The 26002-nt window shown below is 67.0% G+C and carries 21 protein-coding genes; 20 read left to right on the top strand and 1 reads right to left on the bottom strand.

Annotated features, from left to right (window positions below; translation table 11 throughout):
- Positions 1 to 283 precede the first annotated feature (283 nt).
- The 16 genes from J8F10_RS06220 (at position 284) to J8F10_RS06145 (ending at position 13859) form a co-directional block, all read left to right on the top strand.
- The gene (locus tag J8F10_RS06220) at positions 284 to 493 is read left to right on the top strand and encodes a hypothetical protein (RefSeq protein WP_210652986.1); all 210 of its coding nucleotides are present in this window, start codon (positions 284 to 286) and stop codon (positions 491 to 493) included.
- Between the two features lie 45 nt (positions 494 to 538).
- Positions 539 to 1030 carry a DUF2924 domain-containing protein gene (locus tag J8F10_RS06215; protein WP_210652985.1) on the top strand — a complete coding sequence of 164 codons (492 nt, stop codon included), beginning with the start codon at positions 539 to 541 and terminating at the stop codon, positions 1028 to 1030.
- The gene (locus J8F10_RS06210) at positions 1027 to 2649 is read left to right on the top strand and encodes a recombinase family protein (RefSeq protein WP_246522959.1); all 1623 of its coding nucleotides are present in this window, start codon (positions 1027 to 1029) and stop codon (positions 2647 to 2649) included. Before J8F10_RS06215 ends, J8F10_RS06210 begins: the two co-directional genes overlap by 4 nt.
- Positions 2646 to 3107 (top strand): hypothetical protein, encoded by a 462-nt coding sequence (locus tag J8F10_RS06205; RefSeq protein WP_210652984.1) that lies wholly within the window; start codon positions 2646 to 2648, stop codon positions 3105 to 3107. Before J8F10_RS06210 ends, J8F10_RS06205 begins: the two co-directional genes overlap by 4 nt.
- 97 nt (positions 3108 to 3204) lie before the next feature.
- Complete coding sequence (locus tag J8F10_RS06200) at positions 3205 to 3987, top strand: hypothetical protein (protein WP_210652983.1); 783 nt, start codon at positions 3205 to 3207, stop codon at positions 3985 to 3987.
- Positions 3980 to 5770: a winged helix-turn-helix domain-containing protein gene (locus tag J8F10_RS06195; RefSeq protein WP_210652982.1), complete on the top strand. Its 1791-nt coding sequence runs from the start codon at positions 3980 to 3982 to the stop codon at positions 5768 to 5770. Before J8F10_RS06200 ends, J8F10_RS06195 begins: the two co-directional genes overlap by 8 nt.
- 102 nt (positions 5771 to 5872) lie before the next feature.
- Positions 5873 to 6217 (top strand): hypothetical protein, encoded by a 345-nt coding sequence (locus tag J8F10_RS06190; protein WP_210652981.1) that lies wholly within the window; start codon positions 5873 to 5875, stop codon positions 6215 to 6217.
- A 174-nt stretch (positions 6218 to 6391) separates the two neighbouring features.
- Positions 6392 to 6910, top strand: a complete 519-nt coding sequence (locus J8F10_RS06185; protein WP_210652980.1) for a hypothetical protein — start codon at positions 6392 to 6394, stop codon at positions 6908 to 6910.
- Between the two features lie 174 nt (positions 6911 to 7084).
- The gene (locus J8F10_RS06180; protein WP_210652979.1) at positions 7085 to 7399 is read left to right on the top strand and encodes a hypothetical protein; all 315 of its coding nucleotides are present in this window, start codon (positions 7085 to 7087) and stop codon (positions 7397 to 7399) included.
- A gap of 79 nt (positions 7400 to 7478) precedes the next feature.
- Positions 7479 to 10199 (top strand): hypothetical protein, encoded by a 2721-nt coding sequence (locus tag J8F10_RS06175; RefSeq protein WP_210652978.1) that lies wholly within the window; start codon positions 7479 to 7481, stop codon positions 10197 to 10199.
- Positions 10200 to 11170: 971 nt separating this feature from the next.
- On the top strand, positions 11171 to 12358 hold the full coding sequence (locus J8F10_RS06170) for a DNA modification methylase (RefSeq protein ID WP_246522957.1): 1188 nt from the start codon (positions 11171 to 11173) through the stop codon (positions 12356 to 12358).
- Positions 12359 to 12398: 40 nt separating this feature from the next.
- Positions 12399 to 12674 (top strand): hypothetical protein, encoded by a 276-nt coding sequence (locus tag J8F10_RS06165; RefSeq protein ID WP_210652977.1) that lies wholly within the window; start codon positions 12399 to 12401, stop codon positions 12672 to 12674.
- Positions 12675 to 12685: 11 nt separating this feature from the next.
- Positions 12686 to 13075, top strand: a complete 390-nt coding sequence (locus J8F10_RS06160) for a hypothetical protein (protein WP_210652976.1) — start codon at positions 12686 to 12688, stop codon at positions 13073 to 13075.
- Entirely contained in the window at positions 13072 to 13398 is a 327-nt protein-coding gene (locus tag J8F10_RS06155) for a hypothetical protein (protein ID WP_210652975.1), read from the top strand. The genes J8F10_RS06160 and J8F10_RS06155 overlap by 4 nt, the downstream gene beginning before the upstream one ends.
- Positions 13399 to 13410: 12 nt before the next feature.
- Complete coding sequence (locus J8F10_RS06150; RefSeq protein WP_210652974.1) at positions 13411 to 13614, top strand: hypothetical protein; 204 nt, start codon at positions 13411 to 13413, stop codon at positions 13612 to 13614.
- Positions 13611 to 13859, top strand: a complete 249-nt coding sequence (locus tag J8F10_RS06145; RefSeq protein ID WP_210652973.1) for a hypothetical protein — start codon at positions 13611 to 13613, stop codon at positions 13857 to 13859. The genes J8F10_RS06150 and J8F10_RS06145 overlap by 4 nt, the downstream gene beginning before the upstream one ends.
- 165 nt (positions 13860 to 14024) lie before the next feature.
- Here the strand turns inward: J8F10_RS06145 and J8F10_RS06140 are convergent, their stop codons facing one another.
- Positions 14025 to 18086, bottom strand: a complete 4062-nt coding sequence (locus tag J8F10_RS06140; RefSeq protein WP_210652972.1) for a PAS domain S-box protein — start codon at positions 18084 to 18086, stop codon at positions 14025 to 14027.
- A gap of 1100 nt (positions 18087 to 19186) precedes the next feature.
- Here J8F10_RS06140 and J8F10_RS06135 point away from each other — a divergent pair.
- The 4 genes from J8F10_RS06135 to J8F10_RS06120 are packed head-to-tail and all read left to right on the top strand — an operon-like array spanning position 19187 to position 25802.
- Complete coding sequence (locus tag J8F10_RS06135; protein ID WP_210652971.1) at positions 19187 to 21424, top strand: PAS domain S-box protein; 2238 nt, start codon at positions 19187 to 19189, stop codon at positions 21422 to 21424.
- Between the two features lie 10 nt (positions 21425 to 21434).
- Complete coding sequence (locus tag J8F10_RS06130; RefSeq protein WP_210652970.1) at positions 21435 to 21875, top strand: response regulator; 441 nt, start codon at positions 21435 to 21437, stop codon at positions 21873 to 21875.
- Between the two features lie 43 nt (positions 21876 to 21918).
- The gene (locus J8F10_RS06125) at positions 21919 to 23877 is read left to right on the top strand and encodes a response regulator (protein WP_210652969.1); all 1959 of its coding nucleotides are present in this window, start codon (positions 21919 to 21921) and stop codon (positions 23875 to 23877) included.
- Positions 23874 to 25802 carry a hybrid sensor histidine kinase/response regulator gene (locus tag J8F10_RS06120; RefSeq protein WP_210652968.1) on the top strand — a complete coding sequence of 643 codons (1929 nt, stop codon included), beginning with the start codon at positions 23874 to 23876 and terminating at the stop codon, positions 25800 to 25802. The genes J8F10_RS06125 and J8F10_RS06120 overlap by 4 nt, the downstream gene beginning before the upstream one ends.
- Positions 25803 to 26002: the final 200 nt, after the last annotated feature.

The raw sequence follows: 26002 nt of genomic DNA, 5'->3' as shown, positions 1-26002 counted from the left end.
AAGGTTGCGCGCGTCGGTCCGACACACCGGATTGAGCATCTCGTCCGACGAGGGTTACCCCGGGCACGGCAGCATCCATCATTTTTTCCCCTGCGTCATTCAGGTTTTGGTTGACGCCAAGAGAGTGGACCACGGTCGTTGGGCGATCGGCACCTCGATCGCACTTCTCTGAACACTTCGAACGCGTTCGGTGTAATTAACGGGTAGAGACTTTTCTCTTGTTCTCCCGCCAGCCCGCCGGTCGCGACGCGAAGGGCGCTGGGGCCAACCACCCGGTGCCCCGATGCCATCCACCCGCAACCCTGCTTCCCTCACGCCCGAGGAACGCACCCGCGAGCTCGCGCGCCTGCTCGCGACCGGGCTCGTGCGCCTCGGCTCGGACCTCCTCGCACCCGCGTCGTCTCCACCATCGGCCCCAGAAGAATCCTCGGAATCCGCCGCGAATGGACTTGCTGTGGTGCCCCAGAAGAGCGTCACTGTGACTGGTGGTTAACACCGCCGAGGACACGATTCCACAGGATTTTCGAGGAGGGCATGGGTGGAGATCAATGTCGCCAAGGAACTCGCCGCGCTCGCGCGGCTCACGATCGCCGAGCTGCGCACCCGGTACGCCGAAGTGTTCGGGGAGCCCACGACCACGGGGAACCGCACGTGGCTCGTGCGCCGCATCGCGTGGCGCCTCCAGATGCTGGCCGAGGGCGACCTCTCGGCCCGGGCCCGGGCACGAGCCGCGGAGTTGGCCCGGGACGGGGACATCCGACTGATCCCGCCCAAGGGAAGTACCGCCCCCGCCGGACCCGTTCACACGGGCACCGTGCCCAGGGACACGAGCGACGCGCGCCTGCCCCCGCCCGGGAGCGTCATCACCCGCGCGTACAAGGGCACCACGGTCCACGTGAAGGTGCTCCCCACCGGGTTCGAGTACGACGGGCGCACGTTCCCCTCGCTCAGCGCCGTGGCCAGGGCGGTCACCGGCTCGCACTGCAACGGGTTCCACTTCTTCAAGCTCAACAAACCGGAGCGCGCATGACCTCGCACACGAACCGACTCAACCGACCGCAGCCCAAACCGAAGCCCGCGGACCGGGAACCGGTGAAACGGGTGCGGTGCGCGATCTACACGCGCAAGTCCACCGAGGAGGGGCTCGAGCAGGAGTTCAACTCCCTCGACGCCCAGCGCGAGGCCGGGGAAGCGTTCGTCCGGTCCCAAGCGGGCGAGGGGTGGGCCCTGGTGCCCGAGAAGTACGACGACGGCGGGTACACGGGCGGGAACACCGATCGCCCCGGGCTCCAGAAGCTCATGGCCCACATCGACGACGGGCGCATCGATTGCGTGGTCGTGTACAAGGTCGATCGCCTGTCCCGGTCGCTCCTCGACTTCGCCCAACTCATGCGCACGTTCGAGACCCGCACGGTCGCGTTCGTCTCGGTGACTCAGCAATTCAACACCGCCACCTCGATGGGCCGGCTCGTGCTCAACGTCCTGTTGTCGTTCGCCCAGTTCGAGCGCGAGATCATCTCCGAGCGGACCCGGGACAAGATCGCGGCCACGAGGCGCAAGGGCAAGTGGGCCGGGGGGCACCCGGTGCTCGGGTACGACATCGACCCGGGCGGGTACAAGCTCACACTCAACACCGCCGAAGCCGAGCGCGTGCGCCAGATCTTCGCACTGTACCTCGAGCACGGGGCGCTCGTGCCCGTGGTCGCGGAACTCGAGCGGCGCCAGTGGACGACCAAGCGCTGGGCCACGCGCAAGGGTCCGGAGCGGGGCGGCAAGCCGTTCGACCGGACGAACGTGTACAACCTGCTCACGAACCCGCTGTACGTGGGACACGTGCGGTACAAGGACGAGGTCCACGCGGGCGAGCACCCGGCCATCGTCGATCCAGGCGTGTTCGCCGCGGTGCAGCGCGCCCTCACGCGCAACGGGCGCACGGGCGGGGCGCTGGTGCGGAACCAGTTCGGGGCGCTACTGAAGGGACTCCTGCGGTGCGGGCCGTGCGGGTGCGCGATGACTCCGAGCCACAGCACCAAGGGGACGAAACGGTACCGGTATTACGTGTGCGGTCACGCCCAGAAGCGCGGGTACCGCGCGTGCCCGTCCAAATCGATCCCGGCCGAACCCATCGAGGGGTTCGTGGTCGAGCGCGTCCGCACCGTGGGGCGCGACCCCGAGTTGCTCCGTCAGGTGCTCGAACAGGCCCGGGAAAAGGGCGCGGCCCGGATCAAGGAGCTTGAGGCCGCGCACCGGGGATTGGAGAAGGACCTGGGCACGTGGCACGGGGAGGTGCGCCGGCTCTCGGTCCAGCTAAAGCCCGGAGAGGACAACGGGCCGCTCGTCGCGCGCCTGGCCGACCTGCACGAGCGCATCGAGGCGGCCGAGCACCGCGCCGCCAAGGTACGCGAGCACCTCACGGCGGTGACCGATCAGTTGATTTCTGAAGAGGATGCGGCACGGGCTCTGGCTGCGTTCGACCCGATCTGGGGCACGCTCACCCCGCTCGAACGGGCCCGGGTGATCGCACTCCTGGTGGAGAAGGTCGAGTACGACGGGCGCGACGGGAATGTCACCGTGTCGTTTCACCCGACCGGGATCAAGGCCCTCGCCGACGAGTTCGCCGCGCGCCACGACGAACGGGAGGTCGCATGAGCACGGGTACCACCACGAACCCGACGCCCGCACCGAGCACCTTGACGGTGGCGGGCACGATCCACTTCGCCCGGCGCGGGCGCACCAAGGAGTTGCGTGTCGGTCCCGCACCGGTCCCGCCCGAGCCCGGGCGCGTCCCGCGGGTTTCGCGCCTCCTGGCGCTGGCCCTGCGGTTCGAGGACCTGATCCGGTGCGGCGAGGTGACCGACCACGCGGAACTCGCGCGCCTGGGGCACGTGACCCGGGCCCGGGTGAGCCAGATCATGGCCCTGCTCCACCTCGCGCCCGACATCCAGGAGGCGCTCCTGTTCCTCCCCAAGGTGAACCGCGGGCGCGACCCGCTGGTGCTCAAGGACGTGCGCCCGCTCGCCGCCACACCGGACTGGCCCCGCCAGCGCAAGATGTGGCGCGCCCTTCTCCAACGGTGCGTGGCCGCGCGAACAGAAGAGGCGAAATAGTCACCCGAATCGTCACTACCGACATTGTCTGCCGCGCTCGCAACTGAAAATATACTTGCGTATATTTCTGAACTAGTGAACCCGGGATCTGTCGCCTATGGGAAGCATCCGACTCGGAGCCCTGCCCGATACCAAACCCTGGCACGCCGTGATCGGCCGCATCGCCGATGGGTCCAGCGTTGCGGCCGTCGCCGGCGCAACCTCGGCCGCGGCCGTCCGTGGCCTCCGACTCTCCAAAGGCGACCACGGCGTCACCCGCGTTATCTACCTCCTCGCGCACACCGCGCTCGCTGCACGCCGGACCGATTTCGCCGCCGCACTCGGCGAACTCCACATCGCGGTTCCCGACCCGCCCGGCCTGTTCGACCTGACCGCCGGCTTCGCCGCCGCGGTCCGCCACTGGCACCTCGACACCCGCACCGCGCAAACCGACCTCGGGCAGATCGCCGCACTCGCCGCGACCGAGGCGCTCACCCACTGCGTCGGCGGCCGTTCCGTCACCCTCTTCCCGACCGGACAGGAGATCCAGGACGCCACACGCGACCTCTCCACCCAAAACGGGTTCGCGCTCCTGGCCCACGAGTTCTACGCCCGGTTCACGCGCCGGTTCCTCCTCTACCACCTCGCTCGCGAACTGTCCCAGCACGTCGGCGGCAACGGGCGGTTCGCCACGCCCGGTGAACACAACGCGTTTCTCGCCGACCTCGACGTCCACTGCCACGAGGCCGCGATCATCGTCCGCACCTACGCCGGTGGGTGGTACTCCAAGTCCAAGTTCGAGACCGGAATCACCACCGAACAGGCCGGCAAGTTCTCGGCCTACGCGCTGACCAAACTGCGGCGCGAACTCGAGGTGCGGGGGGAAGCCGCCCATGGCTGACCCTCAACTGGTCCTCTGTGGCGACGTGCGGATGGCGCACGCCCCGCGCGAGTGGCGTGACCTGAAACACGCGCACGCGCTGGCGATCGGCGACGGTCCCCGGGATGTCCACCTCGAGATCAACCAGTTGTCCCGTGCGATGAGCCGAGGACTCAGCGACCTGGACGCCGACCTGTTGGAAGTCGCGGCCTACGTGTACACGATCGACCAGGTGCTGACCCGCGGTGGCACGGTCGTGGTTGATTACGGGGCCCGGTGGCGCCGGCACCTGCGGCTCGTGATCCCGGTCCGCTGCCCGGGCGTGTGGGGACAACCCCAGGTGAGCGCGGCTCTGCGGGCCGCGCTCGTGTTCCTCACCGACGACGCCGAATGGGAGTTCGCGTTCGTTCTGGCGCGCGACCCGATCCCGTGTCAGCGGTACGTTACCGACCTCATCGACTCGCCCGACGGGACCGAGTTTGAAGAGGTCGTGCTGTTCTCCGGCGGACTCGACTCGCTGTGTGGAGCGGTCGATGAAGTGCTTGTGGGTCAGCGCCCGGTGGTCCTGGTGAGCCACCGATCGGTGAGCCGCATCCAGGCGCGGCAGGACGCGCTGCTGGCCGCGCTACGGGAACGGCTCCCGCGGTCCGAGATCAGTCCGCTCCACGTCGGCGCGACGATCAACAAGGGTCGGGAGCTGAACAACGAGTTCAGCCAGCGGGGCCGGTCGTTCCTGTTCGCGGCGGTGGCCGCGGTGGTGGCCCGGCTCGCCGGGCGCCGCCGGTTCCGGTTCTACGAGAACGGAGTCACGAGCCTGCACCTGCCCGGGAGCCGCGAACTCGTCGGGGCCCGCGCCTCGCGCACCACCCACCCGCAGACGCTGCACCGGTTCGGGGCGTTGTTCTCCGCGTTGTTCGACGGGCCGTTCGAGGTGCAGAACCCGTACCAGTGGACGACCAAGGCGGGGATGCTGCGCCGGCTCCGGGCTCAGGGCCACGCGGACCTGTGCGCCCGAACGTGCAGCTGTGGCCACGTGTGGGGCCGGGAGGAGCGACACCCGCACTGCGGGCGGTGCTCGCAGTGTGTGGACCGCCGGCTCACTACTGTAGCGGCTGGGTTGAGTGACGCCGAGGACCCACCCCAGCGGTACGACAGCGACGTACTCACCGGCGAGCGCACCGGCCCCGAACTGACCCTGTGCGAGCGGTACGTGGGGTCCGCGCTGGACATGGAGGCGGTGACGGACACCGTCACGTTCGGACAGCGGTACGCGGAGATCAATGACGCGCTCCCGTTCACCGGGCGCCCGGCAGCCGAGGGCGCCCGGGCGATCTTCGAGTTACACCGGGATCACGCCGCCGAGGTGCGTGGCGCTCTGCACGCGATCCTGGCCGCCCGCGCCGAGGACCTCGTGCGCCAGTCGTACCCGGCCAAGTCACTGCTCGGGGTGATCGTCGGGCGCGTGGAGCGGACCGGCGACGCCCCGCCCGCGCACGCTGCCCGGCGCTGGATCGTCGAGCGGAGCCGGTTCGAGGTGTTCCTCGACAGGCGCGAGTGCTTCCTGGGGAACTCAAACGAGTTCCGCGTGGTGGAGCGCTTGACCGAATCGCTCGGCCAGTACGTGTCGGTCGAGACGCTCATCGAAGACGTGTGGGGCAACGCGCGGACGACTCGCAACACCGTTCAGCAGACCATGAGCAACATCCGACGCCGGTTCCGGGACCGCGAGTTCACCGGCGTGCGCCTGGACGGTTCGCAGGCGGGCTTCTACCGCCTCGTCTTGGGCGCCGAAGAAAAGTCGTAAATCAGCGCGGTTTCAGCGCCACCCCCAGCGCCGGCTCAGCGGCCCGTGCGATCCTGCCCGTGCCGAGCCACTCCCGGCTCGGACGACCACGGAGCATCGCAGATGACCACATCGTCTCACGTCCGCCCAGGCAGCGAACCCACCAAGCGTTCCCTCTCACCGGCACGACAACGGATCGTCGAACTGCTGCAACAGCTCAATTTCGGACGCGTCGAGAACCTCGTCGTGCGCGGCGGTGAACCCGTCCTCGACCCGACGCCCGTTGTGATCCGTGAGTACAAGTTTGCGAGCGAAAACGGGCCACATCCTGAGTCCGGGCGCCCGGACTGCCGGCTCAAGAACCAAGTCGCGGACCTGATGAGCCTGCTCGACGACATCGGCGACGGCACCATCACCGTGCTGAGCGTCAAACACGGGCTCCCGTTCCACGCCGAGTTACCCGGCTGACCGGGCCACCCGCCGCTTCCGTTCCAATCCATCACCCGACTTTCAGCCGGCCGCTTTGCGGAGGCGCTTGTGGGCACCACCCGGTGTTCGCATCGCCCCCGCATTCGTTGCGGGCTTGCGCGTCCGGGTCCGCGCCCACGCCCTCCGCTCCTCCCGGCCGGGAGGAGTTTTGCCTTGTCCAATTCTCACAGCCGTCCCGATCCCGCCAACCCGATCGACCCGACCGTTGCCGCCATCATCCGCGGAAAGGCCGACCGCATGGTGGGCGGCGCCGGACTGCGACCGCAGGACCGTGAGGACATCGAACACGAACTCGTGCTCCGGGTACTCGCCCAGCGCGATCGGTTCACCGAAGGGCGCGGCACCTGGCCCGCCTTCGTGTGGTGCGTCGTCGAGCGCGCCGGCAACAACGTGCTCCGGGCGCGCCGGCGCGTCAAGCGCGCGGGCGCCCCCGGAGCACTCCCCGCGAGCGCCGCATGCCGCGGCGACCCGGACGACCTGGCACGCGCGATCGACTTGGCGGACGCGTTGGCGGCCCTGCCCCCCGACCTGCGCGACCTCGCCCACCGGTTGGTCACCGACACCGTCGCCGACATCGCGCGGGCGTGGGGTCTGTCCCGCACAACGGTCCACGCGCGCGTCGAGGAACTGCGCGCCCGGCTCGCGGCCCGGGAACTTGGCGACGATCCGTAAACTTCGCCCGACAGGTCGCGCGCGATTGGTGTAATTAACAGGTAGAGGGCGTTCGTGCGCGTGTGGTCGGCTCGGTGCGGGACGCGACGCGGCAACGATCCGGAGCAATGACCGGACACTTCGTTTTCGGACGGGGTAGTTCCTTGATCGAGACCCATCACGCGAGGACGTGCGATGTCGAGTGACGTGTACCGCTACCACTTCGGTGACCAGATCCCCGCTGTCGAGGTCGAGACCACACTGATCCTCTCGATCTTCGGCACCGAGGCCCTCCACGGCGAGGCGCAAACGCGACTGGACGCGGGCCACGCGTTCGATGCCAAGAAACGCACCGTGGTGATCGACGCGGGCACCCCCGTGGGCCGCGACCTGAACCGCTTGTTCATCGGGTTCATGACCCGCGAGTTCGGGTCGGGCTCGTTCCGCGTCGCGCGCGTCGAGCGCCCGTCCGAACCGAAGCAACCGCAACCCGAAACTGTGACCGCGTAACCGACCGCTCAATCCGCGCGCACCGAAACAACCGGCCGCAAGGCGGGGGCGTGGACGGTGCGCGCTGCGAGGATCTCTCGTGTCCGAACCCCAGGCCCCGGGCGACCCGACCCCGCGCTCGCGCACCCGCGCCGAGGCGCTCGCACTCGTGACCGACTGGTTGCGACTCCTCGTCGCGCCCGGCCAGGTCGTCGAACTGCGCGCCCTCAAGGTTCGGCGCGGCACCGGGCGCCCCCACACCGAGGCCGGGTTCTTCGATTCCGAGCACCTCACCGAGATGGCCCGGGCCGCATTCGATCTCACGGACCGCGCGGGCGGGGTGTACTTCACGCTCAACCCCCTGAACCCCGACCTGTTGGCGCGGCGGCGGTTCCGCACCGACTGGGCCGACGGGGGCGAACTCGCCAAGGACAAGGACGCTCTCACCCGGCGCTGGCTCCTCGTCGACGCCGATCCCAAACGCGACCCCCACATCAGCGCCACCGACGCCGAGAAGCTCCGCTCCCGCGAAACGGCTCACGCGGTACGCGCGTTCCTGCGTGAGCGCGGCTGGCCCGAGCCGATCCTGGCCGACAGCGGCAACGGGTACCACCTGCTGTATCGCGTCGAACTGCCGGCCGAGGACCGTGGGTTGGTGAAGCGCGTGCTCGCGGCGCTGGCCGTGCGGTTCGACTCGGAACACGTGACCATCGACCGCTCGGTCTTCAACGCCGGCCAACTCTGCAAGTTCCCGGGCACGCTCGCACGCAAGGGCGACCGCACCGAAGACCGACCGCACCGCCGGGCCAAACTGCTCGAGATTCCCGATCCGCTCGTGTTGGTCCGCCGCGAGCGGATCGAAGGGCTGGCCGCCGAAGCCCCCGGCGCACCCGAACCCACGCACCGCACGACCCGAACCGCGTCACGCGAGACGACCGGCACGAGTTTCACGTCCCGGCTCTTGGTTGACCGGTGGCTCACCGACTGCGGGGTCGCGTTCCGCGTGAAACCCGAACCGGATGCGCGCGGGCGCGCGGTTTACGTTCTCGCGGCCTGCCCGTTCGACGCCACGCACGCCGATCCCGACGCGTGCGTCATGCAGGCGGCCGACGGCCGACTCTCGGCGCACTGCTTCCATAACGGGTGCACCGGACACGGGTGGCAGGCGTTCAAGCGGCAGATCGGCGCACCCGAAGCACGCCACTACGACCCGCCGCTTGCTGCGAGCCGTGGGCGCGGGCGCAAGGACAAGAGCCGCCCGAAACGAACCGCACCGTCGGCGCCAGGACAACCGCCGAACGATCCGACCGCGGGCGGCGGTGGGGACGGAAACGAAAGCGCAGGTGAAGGCGCGGCCGAGGACCCGGGGGTCGTGATCGACGCGGCGTCCACCCCGGTGGGCCGTACCATGTCCTCGATCACCGACGTGCTGGTGGCCGCCGGGGACTGCTATTATCGCGCCGGGCAACTGGTTCGCGTCACCGGAACGACCATCACGCCCGTTCTCTCCCCGCCGGAACTGGCGGGGCTTCTGAACCATCACACCGAGGTCCTCGTTGTCGGCGAGAAGGGTTCGGAATACAAGCCCCTGCCGGTCAACTACGCCAACACCTGGCTCAACCACCCCGGCGAGGCCCGGCGGCTCCCCGCCATCACCCTGTTCACCCAGAACCCGGTGTACACCACCGACGGGCGCCTCTCGCCGCCCGGGTTCGATCCCGCGTCGGGCATCTACTACGCCGGACCCGCGATCGAACCCCGCGCGGGAACCTCGTGCCTCGATGCGCTCCTCGCGGACTTCTGCTTCCGCGCCCCCGGGGACCGCACCAATTACGTCGGGGTGCTCCTGACCACGGTCCTGATGCCCCGGTTCGTCGGGTCCAAGCCCGCGGTCCTGTTCAGCGGCAACCAGCCCGGCCTCGGCAAAACGATCCTCGCGCAGGTCATCGCCACCCTGCGCGACGGCAAGCCCGCCGAGACCGCCACGTACAACCCCAACGACGAGGAGTTCGAGAAGCGCCTCGGGGCCGTCGTGCACCGCGGGGCCACCACCATCATCGTCGACAACGCCAAGGGTAAGGGCCGAGCGGCCCGGATCGACTCCGCGTGCCTCGAGCGCTCCATCACCGACGCCACCCTCTCGTTCCGGCTTCTGGGGCACTCGCGTGAGATCCGGGCCGAGAACTCGCACGTGTTCTGCCTGACCGCCAACACCCCCGAGGTGAGTCGCGACCTGGTCACCCGGTGCGTCCTGGTGGACCTGTTCCACGAGGGCGACCCGGCCCGACGCGCGTTCACGTACCCGGACCCGGAAGGGTACGCCCGGGACCACCGGGCCGAGCTCTTGGGCGAGTTGGTCGGCATGGTCGAGCGCTGGCGCGGGGCCGGGAGCCCGGAGGCGGACGTGGCGTCCCGGTTCAACAAGAAGGGCTGGGGGCGGATCGTGGGCGGGATCCTGGCCCACGCCGGGCTCCCGGGGTTCCTGGCCAACGCCGAGACCGCGGCCGCCGAACTGGACGACACCCGACGCGAGTTCGCGTACCTCGTCGGCGTCCTCGCCGATCACCCACAGGGCACTTGGACCGCGGCCGAACTCGCCGCGCTCGTCCACGAGCACGGACTCTTTCCCACCGAGTTCAAGGACCTCTCGCCGCGCGCCGTCGCAACCCGGCTCGGGATCCTCGCGGGCCGGTACGTCGGCGTTCGCTTTCCGCTCTCACGCACCCGCTGGGCCGTGTTCCACCGGTCCGAGGAGCGCAAGGGCAACGTCTATCGCGTGGCCATCACCGACGAGACCGACTCGGCCACGAGCGCCGCCTGAGCGCGCGTTCGACACATCGGGCCGCGCCGGTTCCCGCCCGGTTCCCCGAACCACGCCTCATCTCTCGTCCGCGAGCCGGGCCGGCAGCTCCGTTCGTATCGGTTCTGCCGACCGTTCCCGAGGTCCCGCCCCGAGAGCATTTCTGTCTGCCGAACCTACCGCACGTTTGCCGGACGTTGCCGGACGTTGGGCCCGCCAAACGTTCGGCACAGTTAACATCTTGCCGAGTAGTCGGTTACGGCACGCCTGCCGAACGTTGCCGAACGTTTGCGGTAAACGGCCCCGCGTGCGTGTGTGCGCGGGCGCGGGCGCCCGCGCGTGTATGGGTACGGACCAACGTTCGGCAACGTTCGGCAGACGTGCCATAACATCTTGCGAGCATGCCGGTTAACGTTGCCGAACGTTTGGCGGAACCAACGTCCGGCAACGTTCGGCACGTTCGGCACCCGGAGGTGACGGGTGTTGCGCCGAGGAGACCTCGCCCGCCGCTTCGCTGACGTTGCCCACCTTGGGCGAAGAGCGGGTGGGTGAGCGTTCGTGCTCGAACGCGAAAGGGGCCGATCTGGGGCCGTTGTGTGCGAAGGATCGGGCCGTGCGGGTCCGGTGCGGAACAACGCACTCGTGCATTTCGGGCCTACCGTCCGGGATCGTGGGTGCCTCTTCGGCTGCGCGGCCGGCGACGTGGACGTGCTCGCGCCCTTCGGCTCGAGCTCCGCGGTCTTCGTGGCGCCCTCGGCCTTCGTCGTGGGCACGGTCTTCTCCGGTTCCCGGGACGGGCGATTCGAGGTGTCACACCGTTACCTCGCGTTCCCACAACCATCCGGTCCGTTCACTGATTCTTCCAGCATTTCGTGATTGCGTCCACGGGGCGAAAAATGCCGGCCGGAAATCCCCACACTTCGCCCGACAGTTCGCGCGCGTTCGGTGTAGTTCCTTATAGGCGCATGTCGCGCGCGGCTCCTGGGAGGTGAATGATGGACGTGGTGATGCGGCCGGTCGGCTCGATCAAACGCTACGAGAACAACCCGCGCACCAACGACGGCGCGGTTGACGCGGTTGCGGCCTCGATCCGCGAGTTCGGCATGAGGCAGCCCTTGGTTGTAGACGAGTGCGACGTGATCATCGTGGGCCACACCCGGTACAAGGCCGCGCTCCAGCTCGGACTCACCGAGGTACCGGTGCACGTGGCCCGCGGGCTCACGCCCGAACAGGCCCGCGCGTACCGCCTCGCGGACAACCAAACGGCCACACTCGCGACCTGGGACGACGACCGCCTCGCCCAAGAGCTTGTCGCGTTACAGAGCGCCGATTACGACGTGTCGCTCACCGGGTTCCCCGAGGACGAGCTGCTCCGACTCCTGACCGCACCGACCGCCGAACCCACCGGCGACCCCGACGACGTGCCCGAGCCGCCCACCGAGCCCGTCACCCGTCCCGGGGACCTGTGGCTCCTCGGGCGCCACCGCCTGCTGTGCGGGGACGCCACCAAGCCCGAGGACCTGGCCCGGCTCCTGCCCGACGGTCCCGCCGACACATTGCTCACGGACCCGCCGTACAACGTCGCGTATTCGGGCAAGACCGCCGACGCGCTCACCATCGCCAACGATGACATGACTCCCGAGCAGTACCGCGCGTTCCTGGCGTCCGCGCTGGGTACCGCGTTGCGGCACCTGAGTCCGGGCGGGGCGTTCTACGTGTGGCACGCGGACCTGGCCGGGCTCGACGTGCGCCTCGCGTGCGCGTCCGCCGGGCTCACCGTGCGCCAGTGCCTCGTGTGGGTCAAGTCCGCCCTCGTGCTCGGGCGACAGGACTACCACTGGAGGCACGAGCCGTGTTTATACGGGTGGGCCGACGGGGCCGCGCACACGTGGCTTGCCGACCGCGCCCAGACCACGGTATTGGAGTTCGACAAACCGGCTCGGAACGCGGACCACCCGACCCCCAAGCCCGTGGCCCTGTTCGAGTACCTGATCAATAACTCGTGCCCGAACGGGGGCGTGGTGCTGGACCCGTTCGCGGGGAGCGGGACCACGCTCGTCGCGGCCGAGCAGACCGGGCGCACGGCGGCCTTGGTCGAACTCGATCCGCGATACTGCGATGTAATCGTCTCCCGGTTCGAGTCGCTGACCGGGAAGGCGGCCGAGCGCGTGGCGGCGTAAACCCTGACGGAACGCGGAATAAAGGTGACGGGGGCGCGGGATGAGCCTGACGAACCGACTGGGCAAGGTGGCAAAGGCGCTGGTCCACCGCCTGCCCCCGGACCAGTTCCACGTGATCGAGGCGATCCCGGTTGATCGAGCCGAGGGGCGGAAACCGGGCCTGTACCGAGACGGCGCCGAGGGCTCGCTCGCGGGGCTCCTCGTGTACGACCCGGCCAAGGGTGAACCCGTGGTGCCCGAGGGCAAACTCGCTCCGTTCGGGCTTCTGATCGTGTGCGGGCCCGAGTACATCGAGCCGCCGGATGATGTGGCGTGAGGGAGGTGCGTATGGGCGCGGGCCGGGTGAAGAAGAACGAGGACCAGTTGCTCCTGGCGCTGGCGTGCGGAGCCACCGTGGACGCGGCCGCGAAGCAGTGCGGGCTCACGGACCGGACCATCTACCGGCGCCTCGCCGAGCCCGCGTTCCGGGGCCGGTTGCAGGGGCTCCGGGCCGACATGGTGCGCCGGGCCGCGGGGCTGTTGACGGCGGCCGCGGGCGAGGCCGTGCGAACGCTCCTGTCGTTGCAGAAGGACTCGGCACCGCCGGCCGTGCGGTTGGGGGCTGCCCGGGCGATACTCGAGTTGGGGATCAAGGTGCGCGAGCTAACGGACCTGGAGACCCGGATCGCGGAGCTCGAGCACCGGGCCGGGCTCCCCGAAGGGGGCAACCGCATATGAACCTCGGAAGCCGCGTGGGGAAATTGGAACTCGAGATCCCGGTGCGGCGGGTAACCGCGGCGGTGCCGGACGCCCCGGTGGCGTTCGCGCGCGGGTTGTTGGCCGGGGAATTCGGGGTCGAGGACCTCGATCGCACGAACCCGAACCACACCGGGTGGCTCGCGCAGTTGTGTGCGTTCCTGCAGACGCTCGAGCCCGAGCACCAGGCGTGGCTCCGACTCGTACACGAGCGGCACCCGGGTTCGTACCCCGACGCCCTGTTGCTGCCCGCGACCGACGAGCAGGTGTGGGCGGCACTCGACGACGTAATGCGCCGGGGTTGAGCGGAGGGAGTTATGCGGCTATCGGCGCGGGTGCAGAAGTTGGAGGATTCCGAGCCCCGGTGCGACGCGCGCGTGCTGCGCCTCGCACCCGAGGGTCACGTGCCGAGCGACGCGGATCGGTGCCATCGGTGCGGCGGGTGCCACGTGCTCGTCATCGAAGAGGAAATCGTTGAGAGTGTAGACCCACGGGAGTACGAGGCGGAGGTGCGGTCGTGAACTGGAGCCGGGTGGCCAAACTCGAGCACTGCGCCCGCAAATGCCCGTGCCCGGGGTGCGGTCGCGTCGAGCGGCAGGAATCAGTCGGCGAGAACCCGTTGGCGCGCCTGAGCCCCGAGGAGCGCGCGGAATTGAGCGGGATCCTGCGGCGCGGGGCGACGCCCCCGTGCACCCGGTGCGGCCGGGCCGGGCACGATCCCGCGCTCCTGACCGACGACCAGAAGCGCCGCGTGGCTCTTCCGTAAGAATCTCTTCGGTGACGGTCCGAAGCCGGGTTGATACGCGTCCCGGGTCCGGCGCGACCCGAAGAATACAGCCACCGTTGGCGACCGGGGCAGGCGTCGAGCGGGTATTCACGAGGGGAGCCGGAGACTGGGGGAGAGTCGGGACCGATCCTGCGTCGGCGCGTATTATGCCGACATCGCTTCTCTGTCTACTGGAATAGTGAAGAAAAAGGTCGCGCCGCGGCCGAGTTCGGCTTCGGCCCAGACCCGGCCGCCGTGCCGTTGGACGATCCGCTGGACGATGGCCAGCCCGACCCCGGTGCCCTCGTACTCCGAGGCCCGGTGGAGCCGCTGGAATACGCCGAACAGCTTGTCCGCGTACCGCATGTCGAACCCCGCTCCGTTGTCCCGCACGAAGTACGTCGGCCCGTCGGGGCCGAGGGTGCTTCCCACCTCGACGACGGCCGCCTCCCGCTTGCCCGTGTACTTCAGGGCATTGGCCAAGAGGTTGAACCAGACCTGTTTGAGAAGGGCCGGATTGGCCCGGCAGTCCGCGAGATTGCCCACCCGGACGTCCACCTTCCGGCCCGCGACCGCCGGTAGCAGTTCGGCCAGGCACCCCTGGACGAGGTTCGCGGTGACCACGGGCTGCCGGGCGACGAGCTGGTTTCCCAGGCGGGAAAACGCCAAGAGATCGTCCACCAGTTGGCTCATCTGTCTCGCGTTGGAGAGGATGAGCTGAAGATACCTTGCCGCGTCCGGTGGGAGGGACGGCCCGAAGTCCTCGGTCACGATGCGGGAGAACCCGTCGATGGCCCGGAGCGGGGCGCGGAGGTCGTGCGAGACGGAATACGAGAACGCTTCTAGGTCCTTGTTGGCGTCTTCGAGTTGCGCCGTCCGCTCGCCGATACGTTGCTCCAGTTCGACGTTGAGCCGGCGGATCTGTTCCTCCGCTGTCCGGCGCTCGATGGTCGCCCAGCAGCGCTCGACGACGTCCCGAATGATAGCGATCTCGCCGCCCGTCCAATCGCGCGGGGTGGTCTGGTGCACGGCCATCATGGCGCGGAGACCGCCCTCCTTGACGAGCGGACAGGTGACGATCGCTTTGATGCCGATAGCGTTGAACGTGTCCGCCCCGTCGTCGGGACAAAGCTCCTCGTCGACGTTGCGGACGATGAGCGTCTGCCCTGCGATGAGAGTGGCCACAGCCGCCGCGCCGAACAGAGACAGATGGTGCTCGCCCACCGTGCTCGCGCACCCGTCGGTGTAATCGTGGAGGATCGTGAACCGATCGCCGTCGGCTGCCACCTCGGCGTACGCACAGCGGGAGGCGCGAAGGTACTCGCTGAGCATCCGGGCCGTCACGGCCATGATCTGAGTTGGATCGGCCAGAGAGCGCGTCGCCTCGACCAGGTCGTGGAGAAAACGAAAACGCTCTTCGCTCTCCCGGAGCGCGTCTGCGGTCCGCTTGCGCTCGCTGATGTCCTGCACCTGGCCGACGTAGTGGTGCGGGCGGCCGGCCGGGCCCCGAACGAGTGACACGTTCGTCAGCCCCCAGAGTTCGTGCCCGTCCCTGTGCCGGTACCGTTTCTCCGTCTCGAAGAAGCTCGTGCCGGTGGCCAACAGCGCCTCGCGCTGCGCGTAACTCTCGGCCAAGTGGTCCGGGTGGGTGAGGTCGGCCAGTCCCATCGTCAGCAACTCCGCCTCCGTGTAGCCGAACAGCCGCACGAACGCCTCGTTGACGCGGACGAACCGGTTGTCGTAGTCGGTCAGGACCATCGCGACGTTCGTGTGCTCGAACGCCCCGCGGAACCGCTCTTCGCTCTCCTGGAGCGCCACTTCCGCCCGCTTGCGTTCGGTGATGTCGAGCAGGAAGCACACGCCTTCGTCCGGGCTGTCTTCGAAGATCGCCGCGCCCAACAGGATCGGCACGCGCGAGCCATCCTTCCGAACGTATTCTTTTTCAAATGGAGTGCAGATCCCTTCGGTGGCGAGTTCCCCCAGGGCGCGTCGGTCGAGGTGAGCGTATTCCGGCGGCGTCATCGCCGCCCAGTCGATGCGCCCGGCCTCCAGGTTCTCACGGGTGTAGCCGACGATGCGGAGGAAGGCGTCGTTGGCCGCAGTGATCGCGCCTTTGGTGTTCCAAAATATCACGCCTTGGGCATTGGAATCGACGAGCCGTCGCAAGCGCCCCTCGGTCCGCTTGCGCTCGGTGACGTCCATCACCGCTCCGTGAAACGTCACCGCGTGGCCCGCCCCGTCGCCCTCGACCCGCCCCTTCGCCTGCAGCCAGTGGAGTTCGCCATCTTGTTGTCGGACCCGGTACTCGATGTCGTAGTGGCCGCAGGACGCAATGGCGCTCGCGAGACCGGTCGCAATGCCCGGCCGGTCTTCCTCCTGCACGGCCCGGAGATAGACTTCCGCGGGCAGGCCGTTTGCCGCCGCATCAGGTTCGATCGAGAACACGCGGGCGGTGAACTCGTCCGCAGTCAAACGGTCATTTATGATGTCCCAGGTCCACGTCCCGATGGAACCCGCCGTGAGCGCCGAATTCAGCCGCGCTTGCGAAGCATGCAGCGCGTCCTCGGCCAACTTGCGATCGTGGATGTCGAGTAAGAACGCAGCGAGCCCGTCGCCCGTGGGAAAGAGCCGGATGTCGAGCCAGCGTTCCGCAATCGGCGAGAACGTCACGAACGAAACGGGCACCCGGTCCGTCATGGCCCGGTGGTAGTGAGCTTCCATCGGGGTACCGACGAGCCGGCCGAACACGTTCCAGATTGGCTCCCCAAGCATGTCCTCGCGCCGGTAGCGGAGAAGCGCCTCGCTACGGTCGTTGACGAACGTGAACCGCCATCCGGCGTCCAGGACGAAGCACGCTTCGGACATGCCCTCGACGAGTTCCGCGAGCCGCCGGTCGGTGGCGCGGAGTTGTAACGTCCGCTCCCTCAGTTCCTCCTCGGCGCGCTTGCACCCGTCGATCTGGAGTCGGAGCGCCACGGTCACGGTTTCCAGGCCGGCCGTTCGCTCGACCACCCGCTGCTCCAGCTCGTCGGTGTGACGCCGCACCAAATCTCGCAGCCGGTCCTGTCGGAAGGCGATCACCAACTGCTGGGCGACCTCATCGGCGACTTGTTGATGTCCATCGGTGAACGCCGAGGAGCGCGGGTCGGTGAGGAGGAGCACCCCGAACAACCGCTCTTCAGCTCGAAGTGGCACCACCACACAACTGCGCTGGCCCGACCGGAACAGGAACTCCTGAACGGGGGTTCGCTCGGTGAGCTGGGCCAGGTCGGCAATCGCTTGCGGGAAATCCCTCCCGGAAAGCGCTGGGAACGTTTCGCCCGTCGGGTCGGCCATTTCCCAGAACGTATCGGTGCGGGCGATCACTTGAGTCGGTCCAGCGCCGGGATCGAACACGACCACGAAGGCGTGTCGGCTGGGGACGACCGGTTCCATCAGGCGGAGCGCCGAGCGGGTCAGTTCGGGCAGCGGATCCGCCGCCAGAGTCGCCCTGTCGATCTCGTGCAAGGCATCGAGGCGTTGAGCCGACGTGTACAGGGCCCCGGCCTGGGCCACGACTGCGGCTTGGGAGTGCTGATAACTCGTCACCACACTCAGCAATTGGCGCCGGATCATCCAAGCCAGCCCGCTGCCGAGTACCAGCGCCAGTGTGAAACTCGCCCCGATAACCGCCCAGGTTGCTCGTCGCACCGTTCGGGCCCGCTCCTTTCGGCGTTCCTCCTCGACCCGAATGAACGTGGAGACGCGCGCCCGTATGGCATCCATACGACGCTTTCCTTCGAGGTTGCGAACGGGGGTCAGGTAGTCGCCGCCTTCTCGGTGCAACTTGATCATCCGCTGAGCGAAGGCCTGCCAATCAGTGTGTTGGCTTTTCAAAGCCGTGAGGCGTTCGCACTGAGCGGTGTCATCTGCGACCAGTTCGTTCAGTTCCTCGAACACTGGGGCGGTATGGGCCTCTTCGACGCGATAAGGCTCGAGAAACACCGGATCGCTCGTGATCAAATAGCCCCACATTCCCGTCTCGCCGTCCACGAATGACCTGAGCAGATAATTCGCACGATCGACCGCCCGATCGGAATGATCGACCCGCTTGGCTGCTGACAGCAGGTAAAGGATCTGGCCGAGAAAGATGAGGGCGACCAGGCCGAAGAGAAGGGGCGGCGTCAGAACGGAGCGACGAAGGGTCCGCCGGAAGACGGTTGGAGTAATCTCGTCGAGAGCAATCATGCGTCCCTTCTTCCGCCACGAGTCCTCCGTCAGCGGTCGAGCATCGTACCGAAGCGCGAAGTGACACGAGTGGAACGACCGCGGGAGCGGTTCGGGTACATCTCGAGTCGTTTTCTGGTAAACCCGGCTCTCCAACAGGCCGATGGTATCTGCCCAGCGCGGCCGGCACGAGTTCCACGACTAGCCAGCTCATCATATGCCTGACTCGCCCTGGTTGCTCTACCATCTCCCGCGCGACGGCCTCTTAATCGACTTTCGCTCCCGCCGCTCGTGCCGGTTATTGACGTAAGGCGGCTCAACCGATTTCTCGGGTTCGAGCTTCACAGCCCATCCAGGTCCGCTCAACAGATCGCATGCTGAGGAGTAACCGGTCGCACCGCAACGGCGGGGGTTCGCATCCGAATGGTCGGCCCTATGTGTTCATCCGTGAAGCCGGGTGGGCGGACGAAGGGCTTCATCTCGACGCCGTCTTCTGCGCAATCAGTGGTTTACATCCACAAGGGCACCCGCAACAGAATGATCTTGCAATTTTACGATCGCAACCTGATTGCCGACTTGGCTGTACTGTAGCCTTCGGTGAGGCCGCCCACCGACTCCGGGAAGGCCACGCGCCGAGAACGCCTGACGCGCAGGATGGCACTGGCCGTGTTGAAGAAAGCCGTGGATAACACCGGCATCAGGAACAAGCGACTCCAGGTCGGCTGGGACGAGACGTTGGCTAACACCCCCTTTGGAGCACGAACGGGATTGCACAAAAATATGCCAAATATTTAGCATATTTAATTTGAATGCCCTGCAGTTGTGTTACCGTAACGAATGATTAAATCCGTGATGATCTGGCGTGGCGTTACTATGAACTGAATCAGAAAGATAGTTATATTATGATTAATTATAGATGTTACTATTGTAAATATTATTTTATAATTAATACTATATTTTACTAAAGATAGTTTGCACAAATGGACTACGAGTGCGGTGCGGCTCCCGAGTCACGTGGCTTAAAAACCGGATGGGCTTTCAACGGCCAGGATCGGGTGGAAGGAACCAAACTACGTTCCATCAAAAAGGGTCGAGTGACGAGCCCGAATCGAGAAGTTACAATGCACCCACTCCGACCAAGAACGAACCGGCTCCGCGACCTAATGCCCTACGCCTGGGCGGTCCTGACCGTCGCCGTTGTCGCCATCGTTCGCGGGTTCCTCGATCCCCTCCTCGGGCAACAACACGCCTACATTTTTTTCCTCTTTCCCACACTCATCGTCGCCAATTCCTTCGGCGGGAAGCCCGGCTGGTTCGCTCTGGTGCTCGGGATGATGACGGCCAACTACCTGTTCCTGAACCCTCGGCTCTCGTTCTGGGTCGAAGAACCGATTCACCAAGTTGGGCTGCTCATCTTTCTGGTCGTGGGAGGTGCAGGCATTTTCCTGGCCGATTCTCGGCGCTCCGCCCAAAAGAGAGCCGGGGCGAGTGAAGCAACGCTCGTGCGCTCGGACGCTGAAATCGCCGCGCTGGAGCAACAGGCGCGGGATCTGGCTGTTTCCGTGGAAACGCTGCGTGAACAGGCACGCTGGCGTTCGGAAGCAGAAATCGCCGCGCTGGCCCAGCAGGCGCAGGATCTGGCCGTTTCCGTGGAGACCGTGCGGGAAGTGGCGCTGCTACAGTCGGACAACGAGATCGCGGCGCTGGGGCAGCAAGCCGGCGCGCTCGCCCGGTCGGTCGAAACGGGGCGCCAGCAGGCCCTCACGCGATCGAACGAAAGAATCGAGACGCTGGAACAAAAAGCGCGCGATCTGGCCGGGTTGGTCGAGACCGCCCGGCAACACGCGCTCATTCAATCCGACAAGAAAACAGAAGGGTTGGAGCAGAAAGCGCGCGACCTGGCCGATTACGTCGAGACTCTGCGAAGTAAGGCGCGATTGAAGTCGGACGCCGAGATCGCGGCGCTGGGGACAAAGGCTCGGGACCTGGCCCTGTTCGTCGAAGCTGCGCGTAAAGAAACCCGGCTGCAATCCGAGACGGAAATCGCCGGGTTGCAGCAACAAGCCAGGGATCTGGCAGTTTCCGTCGAAGCGGTCCGCGAAGCGACCCTCTTACATTCGGACACCGAGATCGCCGTGCTGGAGCGGGCCAGCGACCTGGCCCGGTCGGCCAAAGCCGTCTCCGATGAGCACCGGTTGACGGAGCAGCGCGCCGAAGTCAAGTTCCGTCTGGCGATCGAATCTGCCCCCAACGCGATGGTAATGATCGAACGAGACGGCAAGATCGTCCTGGTGAACGTAGAGACGGAGCGGCTGTTCCAATACCCCCGCGAGGAGTTGCTCGGCCAACCGGTCGAGCTGCTGGTGCCCGAGCGGTTCCGGGACAAGCACCCGGCCTACCGCACCGGCTTCATGGCCAAACCGGAGGTCCGAGCGATGGGCGTGGGCCGCGACCTACACGGCCGGCGCAAGGACGGCACCGAGTTTCCCATTGAGATCGGGCTCAATCCCCTCGTGACCGACGAGGGGTTTTTCGTCCTCAGCGCCATTGTGGACATCACGGAACGTAAGCGGGCAGAAAACGTACTCCACCATGCCCACGAAGAAATGGAACGTCGCGTGCTGGAGAGGACCGGGGAGCTCGAAACCGCCAACAAGGGGCTCGAGGCCTTCAGTTACTCGGTCTCACACGATTTGCGGGCCCCGCTCCGGGCGATCGATGGCTTCTCGCGCATCTTGCTGGAAGAACATTCCGCCAGTTTGCCGGACCAAGCAAAACTCTACCTGAAACTGGTGCGCGATAACGCGCGCCAGATGGCTCAGTTGGTGGACGACCTACTCGCGTTCTCGCGCCTGAGCCGCCTGGCGCTCAACAAGCAAACTGTCGAGCCGGGCAAGTTGGTGCGCCTGTGCCTGGCCGAGATGCAGAAAGAGCAGGAGGGCCGGCACCTGGAGATCGTCATCGGCGACATGCCGGCCTGTCAGGGCGACCCGACGCTGCTCAAACAGGTCTGGACGAATTTGCTGTCCAACGCGCTGAAATACACGAGCAAGCGGGACGCCGCGCGAATCGAGATCGGCTGCACCACGGAGCCGCGGCCGACCACCGGTGGGTCCGCGTCAGGCCCCGCGGGTGGCACGAACGCGGTCTATTTCGTCACGGACAACGGCGCCGGCTTCGACATGAAGTACGCCGACAAGCTCTTCGGCGTGTTCCAGCGCCTCCACCGCGCGGCCGATTACGACGGTACGGGGGTGGGACTGGCCATCGTGCAGCGGATCGTTCACCGGCACGGCGGCCGGGTCTGGGCCGACGCCCGACTCAACCAGGGCGCCACGTTTTCGTTCACTCTCGAATAAGGACCCAGCGATGAACGAGATCACCATCGAAATTCTGTTGGTCGAGGACAATCCCAACGACGAGATGCTGGCGCTGCACGCGTTTAAGAAGCACAACTTCGCCAACAAGATTCACGTGGCGCGCGACGGGGCGGAGGCGCTGGAGTTCATCTTCTGCACCGGCGCCTACGCCGACCGTCACTTCGAGAACCCCCGGGTGATTCTGCTCGATAAGAAATTGCCGCTGGTGGACGGCCTGGAGGTGCTGCGCCAGATCCGGGCGGACCCGCGCACGCGGATGGTCCCCGTGGTGATGCTCACGTCCTCGGCCGAGGACCGCGACATCATCGAGAGCTACAAGCTGGGCGTCAACAGTTACATCGTCAAGCCCGTGGACTTCGAGCAGTTCAGCGAGACCGCCCGACAACTGGGCTACTACTGGCTGCTCATCAACCGGCAGCCGACCGAGTGAGTTCGTCGCGATACGAACGGCCCTACCCCACGGGTACACGACCATGACCACGCCGCTCCGCCTCCTGATTCTGGAAGACAACCCCGCCGACTTCGAGTTGGTGCTGCACACGCTGCGCCTCGCCGGCTACGATCCGATCGCCGACCGCGTGGAGACCGAGCAGGATTATCGGGACCACCTGGACCCAACTCCCGAGATCATTCTCGCCGATTTCTCCCTGCCGGAGTTCGACTCGTTGCGCGCCCTGGAGATCATGCAAGAGCGCAAGTTGGACATCCCCTTCATCATCGTTTCGGGCACCATCGGCGAGGACCGCGCGGTACAGGTCATGCAGCGCGGCGCGACCGATTACATCATCAAAGATCGGCTCGCCCGCCTGGGGCCGGCCGTCAATCGCGCGCTGGCCGGCTGGCGGCTCAAGGAGGAGAAGCGGGCGGCGGAGCAGATGGCCGTCCGATTGGCGGCCATCGTCGAAACGTCCGGCGAGGCGATCGTTGCCAAGACCCTCGACGGCGTTATTACCAGTTGGAACCCCGCGGCCGAAAAGCTGTACGGGTACCCGGCGCAGGAAATCATCGGTCGGAACGTCTCCGTTCTCTTCCCCGACCGCCGCCGCCAATCCGACCCCCCCGAAGACCTCCGGGACAATGCCCTCCGGCTGCGGGCGGGTGAACACATCACCGACTTCGAGACGGTGCGCGTTCGGAAGGACGGGTGCCGGATCGAGGTCCGCCAGAGCATTTCCCCCATCCGCGAGGGGAACGGGCCCGTGACCGGGGCATCGACGATCGCGCACGACATCACCCAGCGGAAGCGGTCCGAGCGCTTTCTGTGGGCGGAGCAGGCGGTCACCGACATCCTGACCGGGGCTACCGGTTTGGAAGAGTCCGGCTCGCGGGTGCTGCAGACGATCGCGGAGTGCCTGCGCTGGGAGGTCGCCATTCTCTGGACGGTCGACCGAAAGGCCGACGTCCTGAACCGGCTCCACATCTGGCACTCCACCTGGGCCGAGCCGCGGTTCATTGAGGCGCTGAGCCGGAAGACGGTTCTCGAACCCGGTGCGGGCGTCGCCGGGCGCACCTGGGAGACGGGCCGGCCCGTTTGGGAAGCCGGCATCCGGTTCGACGGCCCGCCCGCGGGGCACCCGGCGGTGACGTTCGACGGGTTGCGCGGCGGCTTCGGGCTGCCGATGCGCCAGGGCGCGGACACGGTGGGGGTCATCGAGTTCTACAGCCCCGAGCTCCGCGAGCCGGACGCGCCCCTGCTCGCGACCCTCGACAAAATCGCGAGCCAGATCAGCCAGTTCTGCGAGCGCCGGCGGACCGAGGGCGAACTGCGCGCGAGTGAAGAGCGAACGCGCAGCTCGCTCCGGGAGAAGGAGGTGCTGTTGAAGGAGATCCACCACCGGGTCAAGAACAACTTGCAGATCGTGTCCGCCCTGCTCGACCTCCAGTCGCGCCAGACGACGGACGCGGCGGCGGTGGAGATGTTCCGGGAGAGCCGGGGGCGGGTCCGGTCGATGGCCCTGATCCACGAGCGCCTGTACCGCGCGCAGGACCTGGCCCGGGTGGACTTCGCCGAGTACACCCGGCAACTCGCCAGCGACCTGTTCCGCACCTACAAGGTGACGGGCGCCGTCCGGTTGGAACTCGACGTGGACATCCCGTCGCTGACCATCGACATCGCCATCCCGTGCGGGCTGGTCCTGAACGAGTTGATCTCGAACTGTCTCAAGCACGCGTTCACGAGCACCGCGGCGGGGTGCATCCGGGTGTCCCTGCGCCGGGACGGCGGGGCCAACGTCCTGACCGTGGCCGACGACGGCACGGGGTTCCCGGCCGGCACGGACTTCCGCAACGCCACGTCCTTCGGGCTGCAGTTGGTGAACACCCTCGTCGATCAACTCGACGGCGAGAGCGCCATGACCGCCGACCGGGGGACCACGTTTACGGTCCGGTTTCCCAAATCCGCGAGCCGCGGCCCCGGAGGAGTACGCACATGATCCCGTCCACTGTCCTCGTCGTCGAAGACGAGAGGATCATCGCCCTGTGCATCGAGACGCAACTGAAGGAGCTGGGGTACGTGGTGGCGGGGTCGGTCGCGACCGGGGAGGACGCCGTCCGGAAGGCGCTCGAACTGCGGCCCGACGTGATCCTCATGGACATCAACCTGGGCGCCGGGATCGACGGGGTGGAGGCGGCGGGCCTGATCCGCAAGCAGCTGGACGTCCCGATCGTGTTCCTGACCGCGAACTCGGACGGCCCCACCCTCCAGCGGGCGAAGCTCACCGACCCGTTCGGGTACGTCCTGAAACCGTACGAGGACAACGACCTGCGGACGGCGATCGAGATCGGGCTGTACCGGCACCAGATGGAGTGGCGGCTGCGGGAGAACGAGCAGTGGCTCGCGGCCACCCTGGGCAGCATCGGCGATGGGGTCATCGCCACCGACGCGCGGGGCCGGGTCCGGTTCCTGAACGGGCTCGCCGAGCACCTGACCGGCTGGAGCCAGACGGACGCGCTCGGCAAGCCCGTGCACGAGGTCTTTCAGATCGTCGAGGAGAAGAGCCGCCGGCCGGTCCCGAACCCGGTCCTCGAAGCGCTCGCCAAAGGGACACCCGCCAAACTGCCCCTCGATACCGTACTGATCGACCGGGGCGGGGCGGAGCGCTCCATCGACGACAGCGCGTCCCCGATCCGGGACGTGACCGGGACCGTGTCCGGGGCGGTCCTGGTGTTCCGCGACGTCACCGAGCGCAAGCAGCTGGAGGGGCACCTGCGCCAGGCCCAGAAGATGGAGGCCATCGGGCGACTGGCGGGCGGGATCGCCCACGACTTCAACAACATTATGACCGTCATCACCGGGTTCAGCGAGCTGCTGCTCGCGGACGGTGTCCTCTCCGAACCCATGCGCCCCGCCGAGCGAATGGAGTCGTTACGGAACATTCACGACGCCGGGATGCGGGCCGCGGCCCTGACCCAGCAGATCATGGCGTTCAGCCGCAAGCAGGTTCTCGTCCCGTGCGTGCTGAACCTGAACGCGATCTTCCGAGACATCGGGGTGATGATCAAGCGGCTGATCGGGGCGGACATCGAGTTCGTCACCGACTTGGCCCCGGATCTCGGCCACGTGAAGGCCGACCCGACCCAAATCGGGCAGGTGATCCTGAACCTGGCGGCGAACGCCCGGGACGCCATGCCGAAGGGCGGGCGGCTGGTCGTCACCACGCGGAACACCGAGTTGGACGAGGCGACCGCCCACCGGCACCTCGACGTAGAACCGGGCTGGTACGCGATGCTGTCGGTACGCGACACCGGGTTCGGGATGTCGGACGAGGTCCTGGCGCACGTGTTCGATCCGTTCTTCACGACGAAGGGGGTCGGGGAGGGGACCGGGTTGGGCCTCGCCACGGTGTACGGGATCATCAAGCAGAGCCGCGGCCACGTCGAGGTATCGAGTTCGGTCGGGAACGGGTCCACGTTCCGGGTGTACCTGCCACTGGTCGTGGAGCCGGCAACGCCCCCGACCACACGGGAGCAGCGGCTGTCGGCGAAGGGGCACGAAACCATCCTGCTCGTCGAAGACGAGGAGACGGTGCGGCTGATGACCAGGATGATGCTCGAGCGGAGCGGGTACAAGGTGCTGGAGGCGCCGGACGGTCTGGAGGCGGTGGCGGTGGCCGAGAAGCACTGGCCCCCGATTCACCTGCTGATAACCGATCTGGTGATGCCGCACCTGTCGGGGCGCGAAGTGGCCGAGCGGCTGACGGCCCTCAAGCGGGGTCTGCGGGTGCTGTTCATGTCCGGTTACACCGAGGACACGATCGTGCAGCAGGGAGTAGAGTCGGCAGGGATCGACTTCTTGCACAAGCCGTTCAGCCTGAGCGCCTTAACGGGCAAGGTGCGGGAGATCCTGGACCGCCCGTGAACCGATGCGTCGAACCCGCCCGATCGAATCAAGTGCGAGAGTGCCACTGCACCCCTCGCACGGTCCTCGCGTGGGACGGCGTCGGCCCGGCAGATGGAGAACGAGAGCGAGGCGCAGGTACCGATCCGTCACGTTCCGACCGGTCGTGGATATATAGGGTTGGAGACGGCCAAAGGGGAGCAGGCGTGGGATCGCGCCGA

The sequence above is a fragment of the Gemmata palustris genome, from assembly GCF_017939745.1.
In the GTDB taxonomy this organism is placed as follows: Bacteria; Planctomycetota; Planctomycetia; order Gemmatales; family Gemmataceae; genus Gemmata; species Gemmata palustris.
Note: the sequence above shows the minus strand (reverse complement) of the source record. Positions and strands in the feature narration are given on the sequence as shown.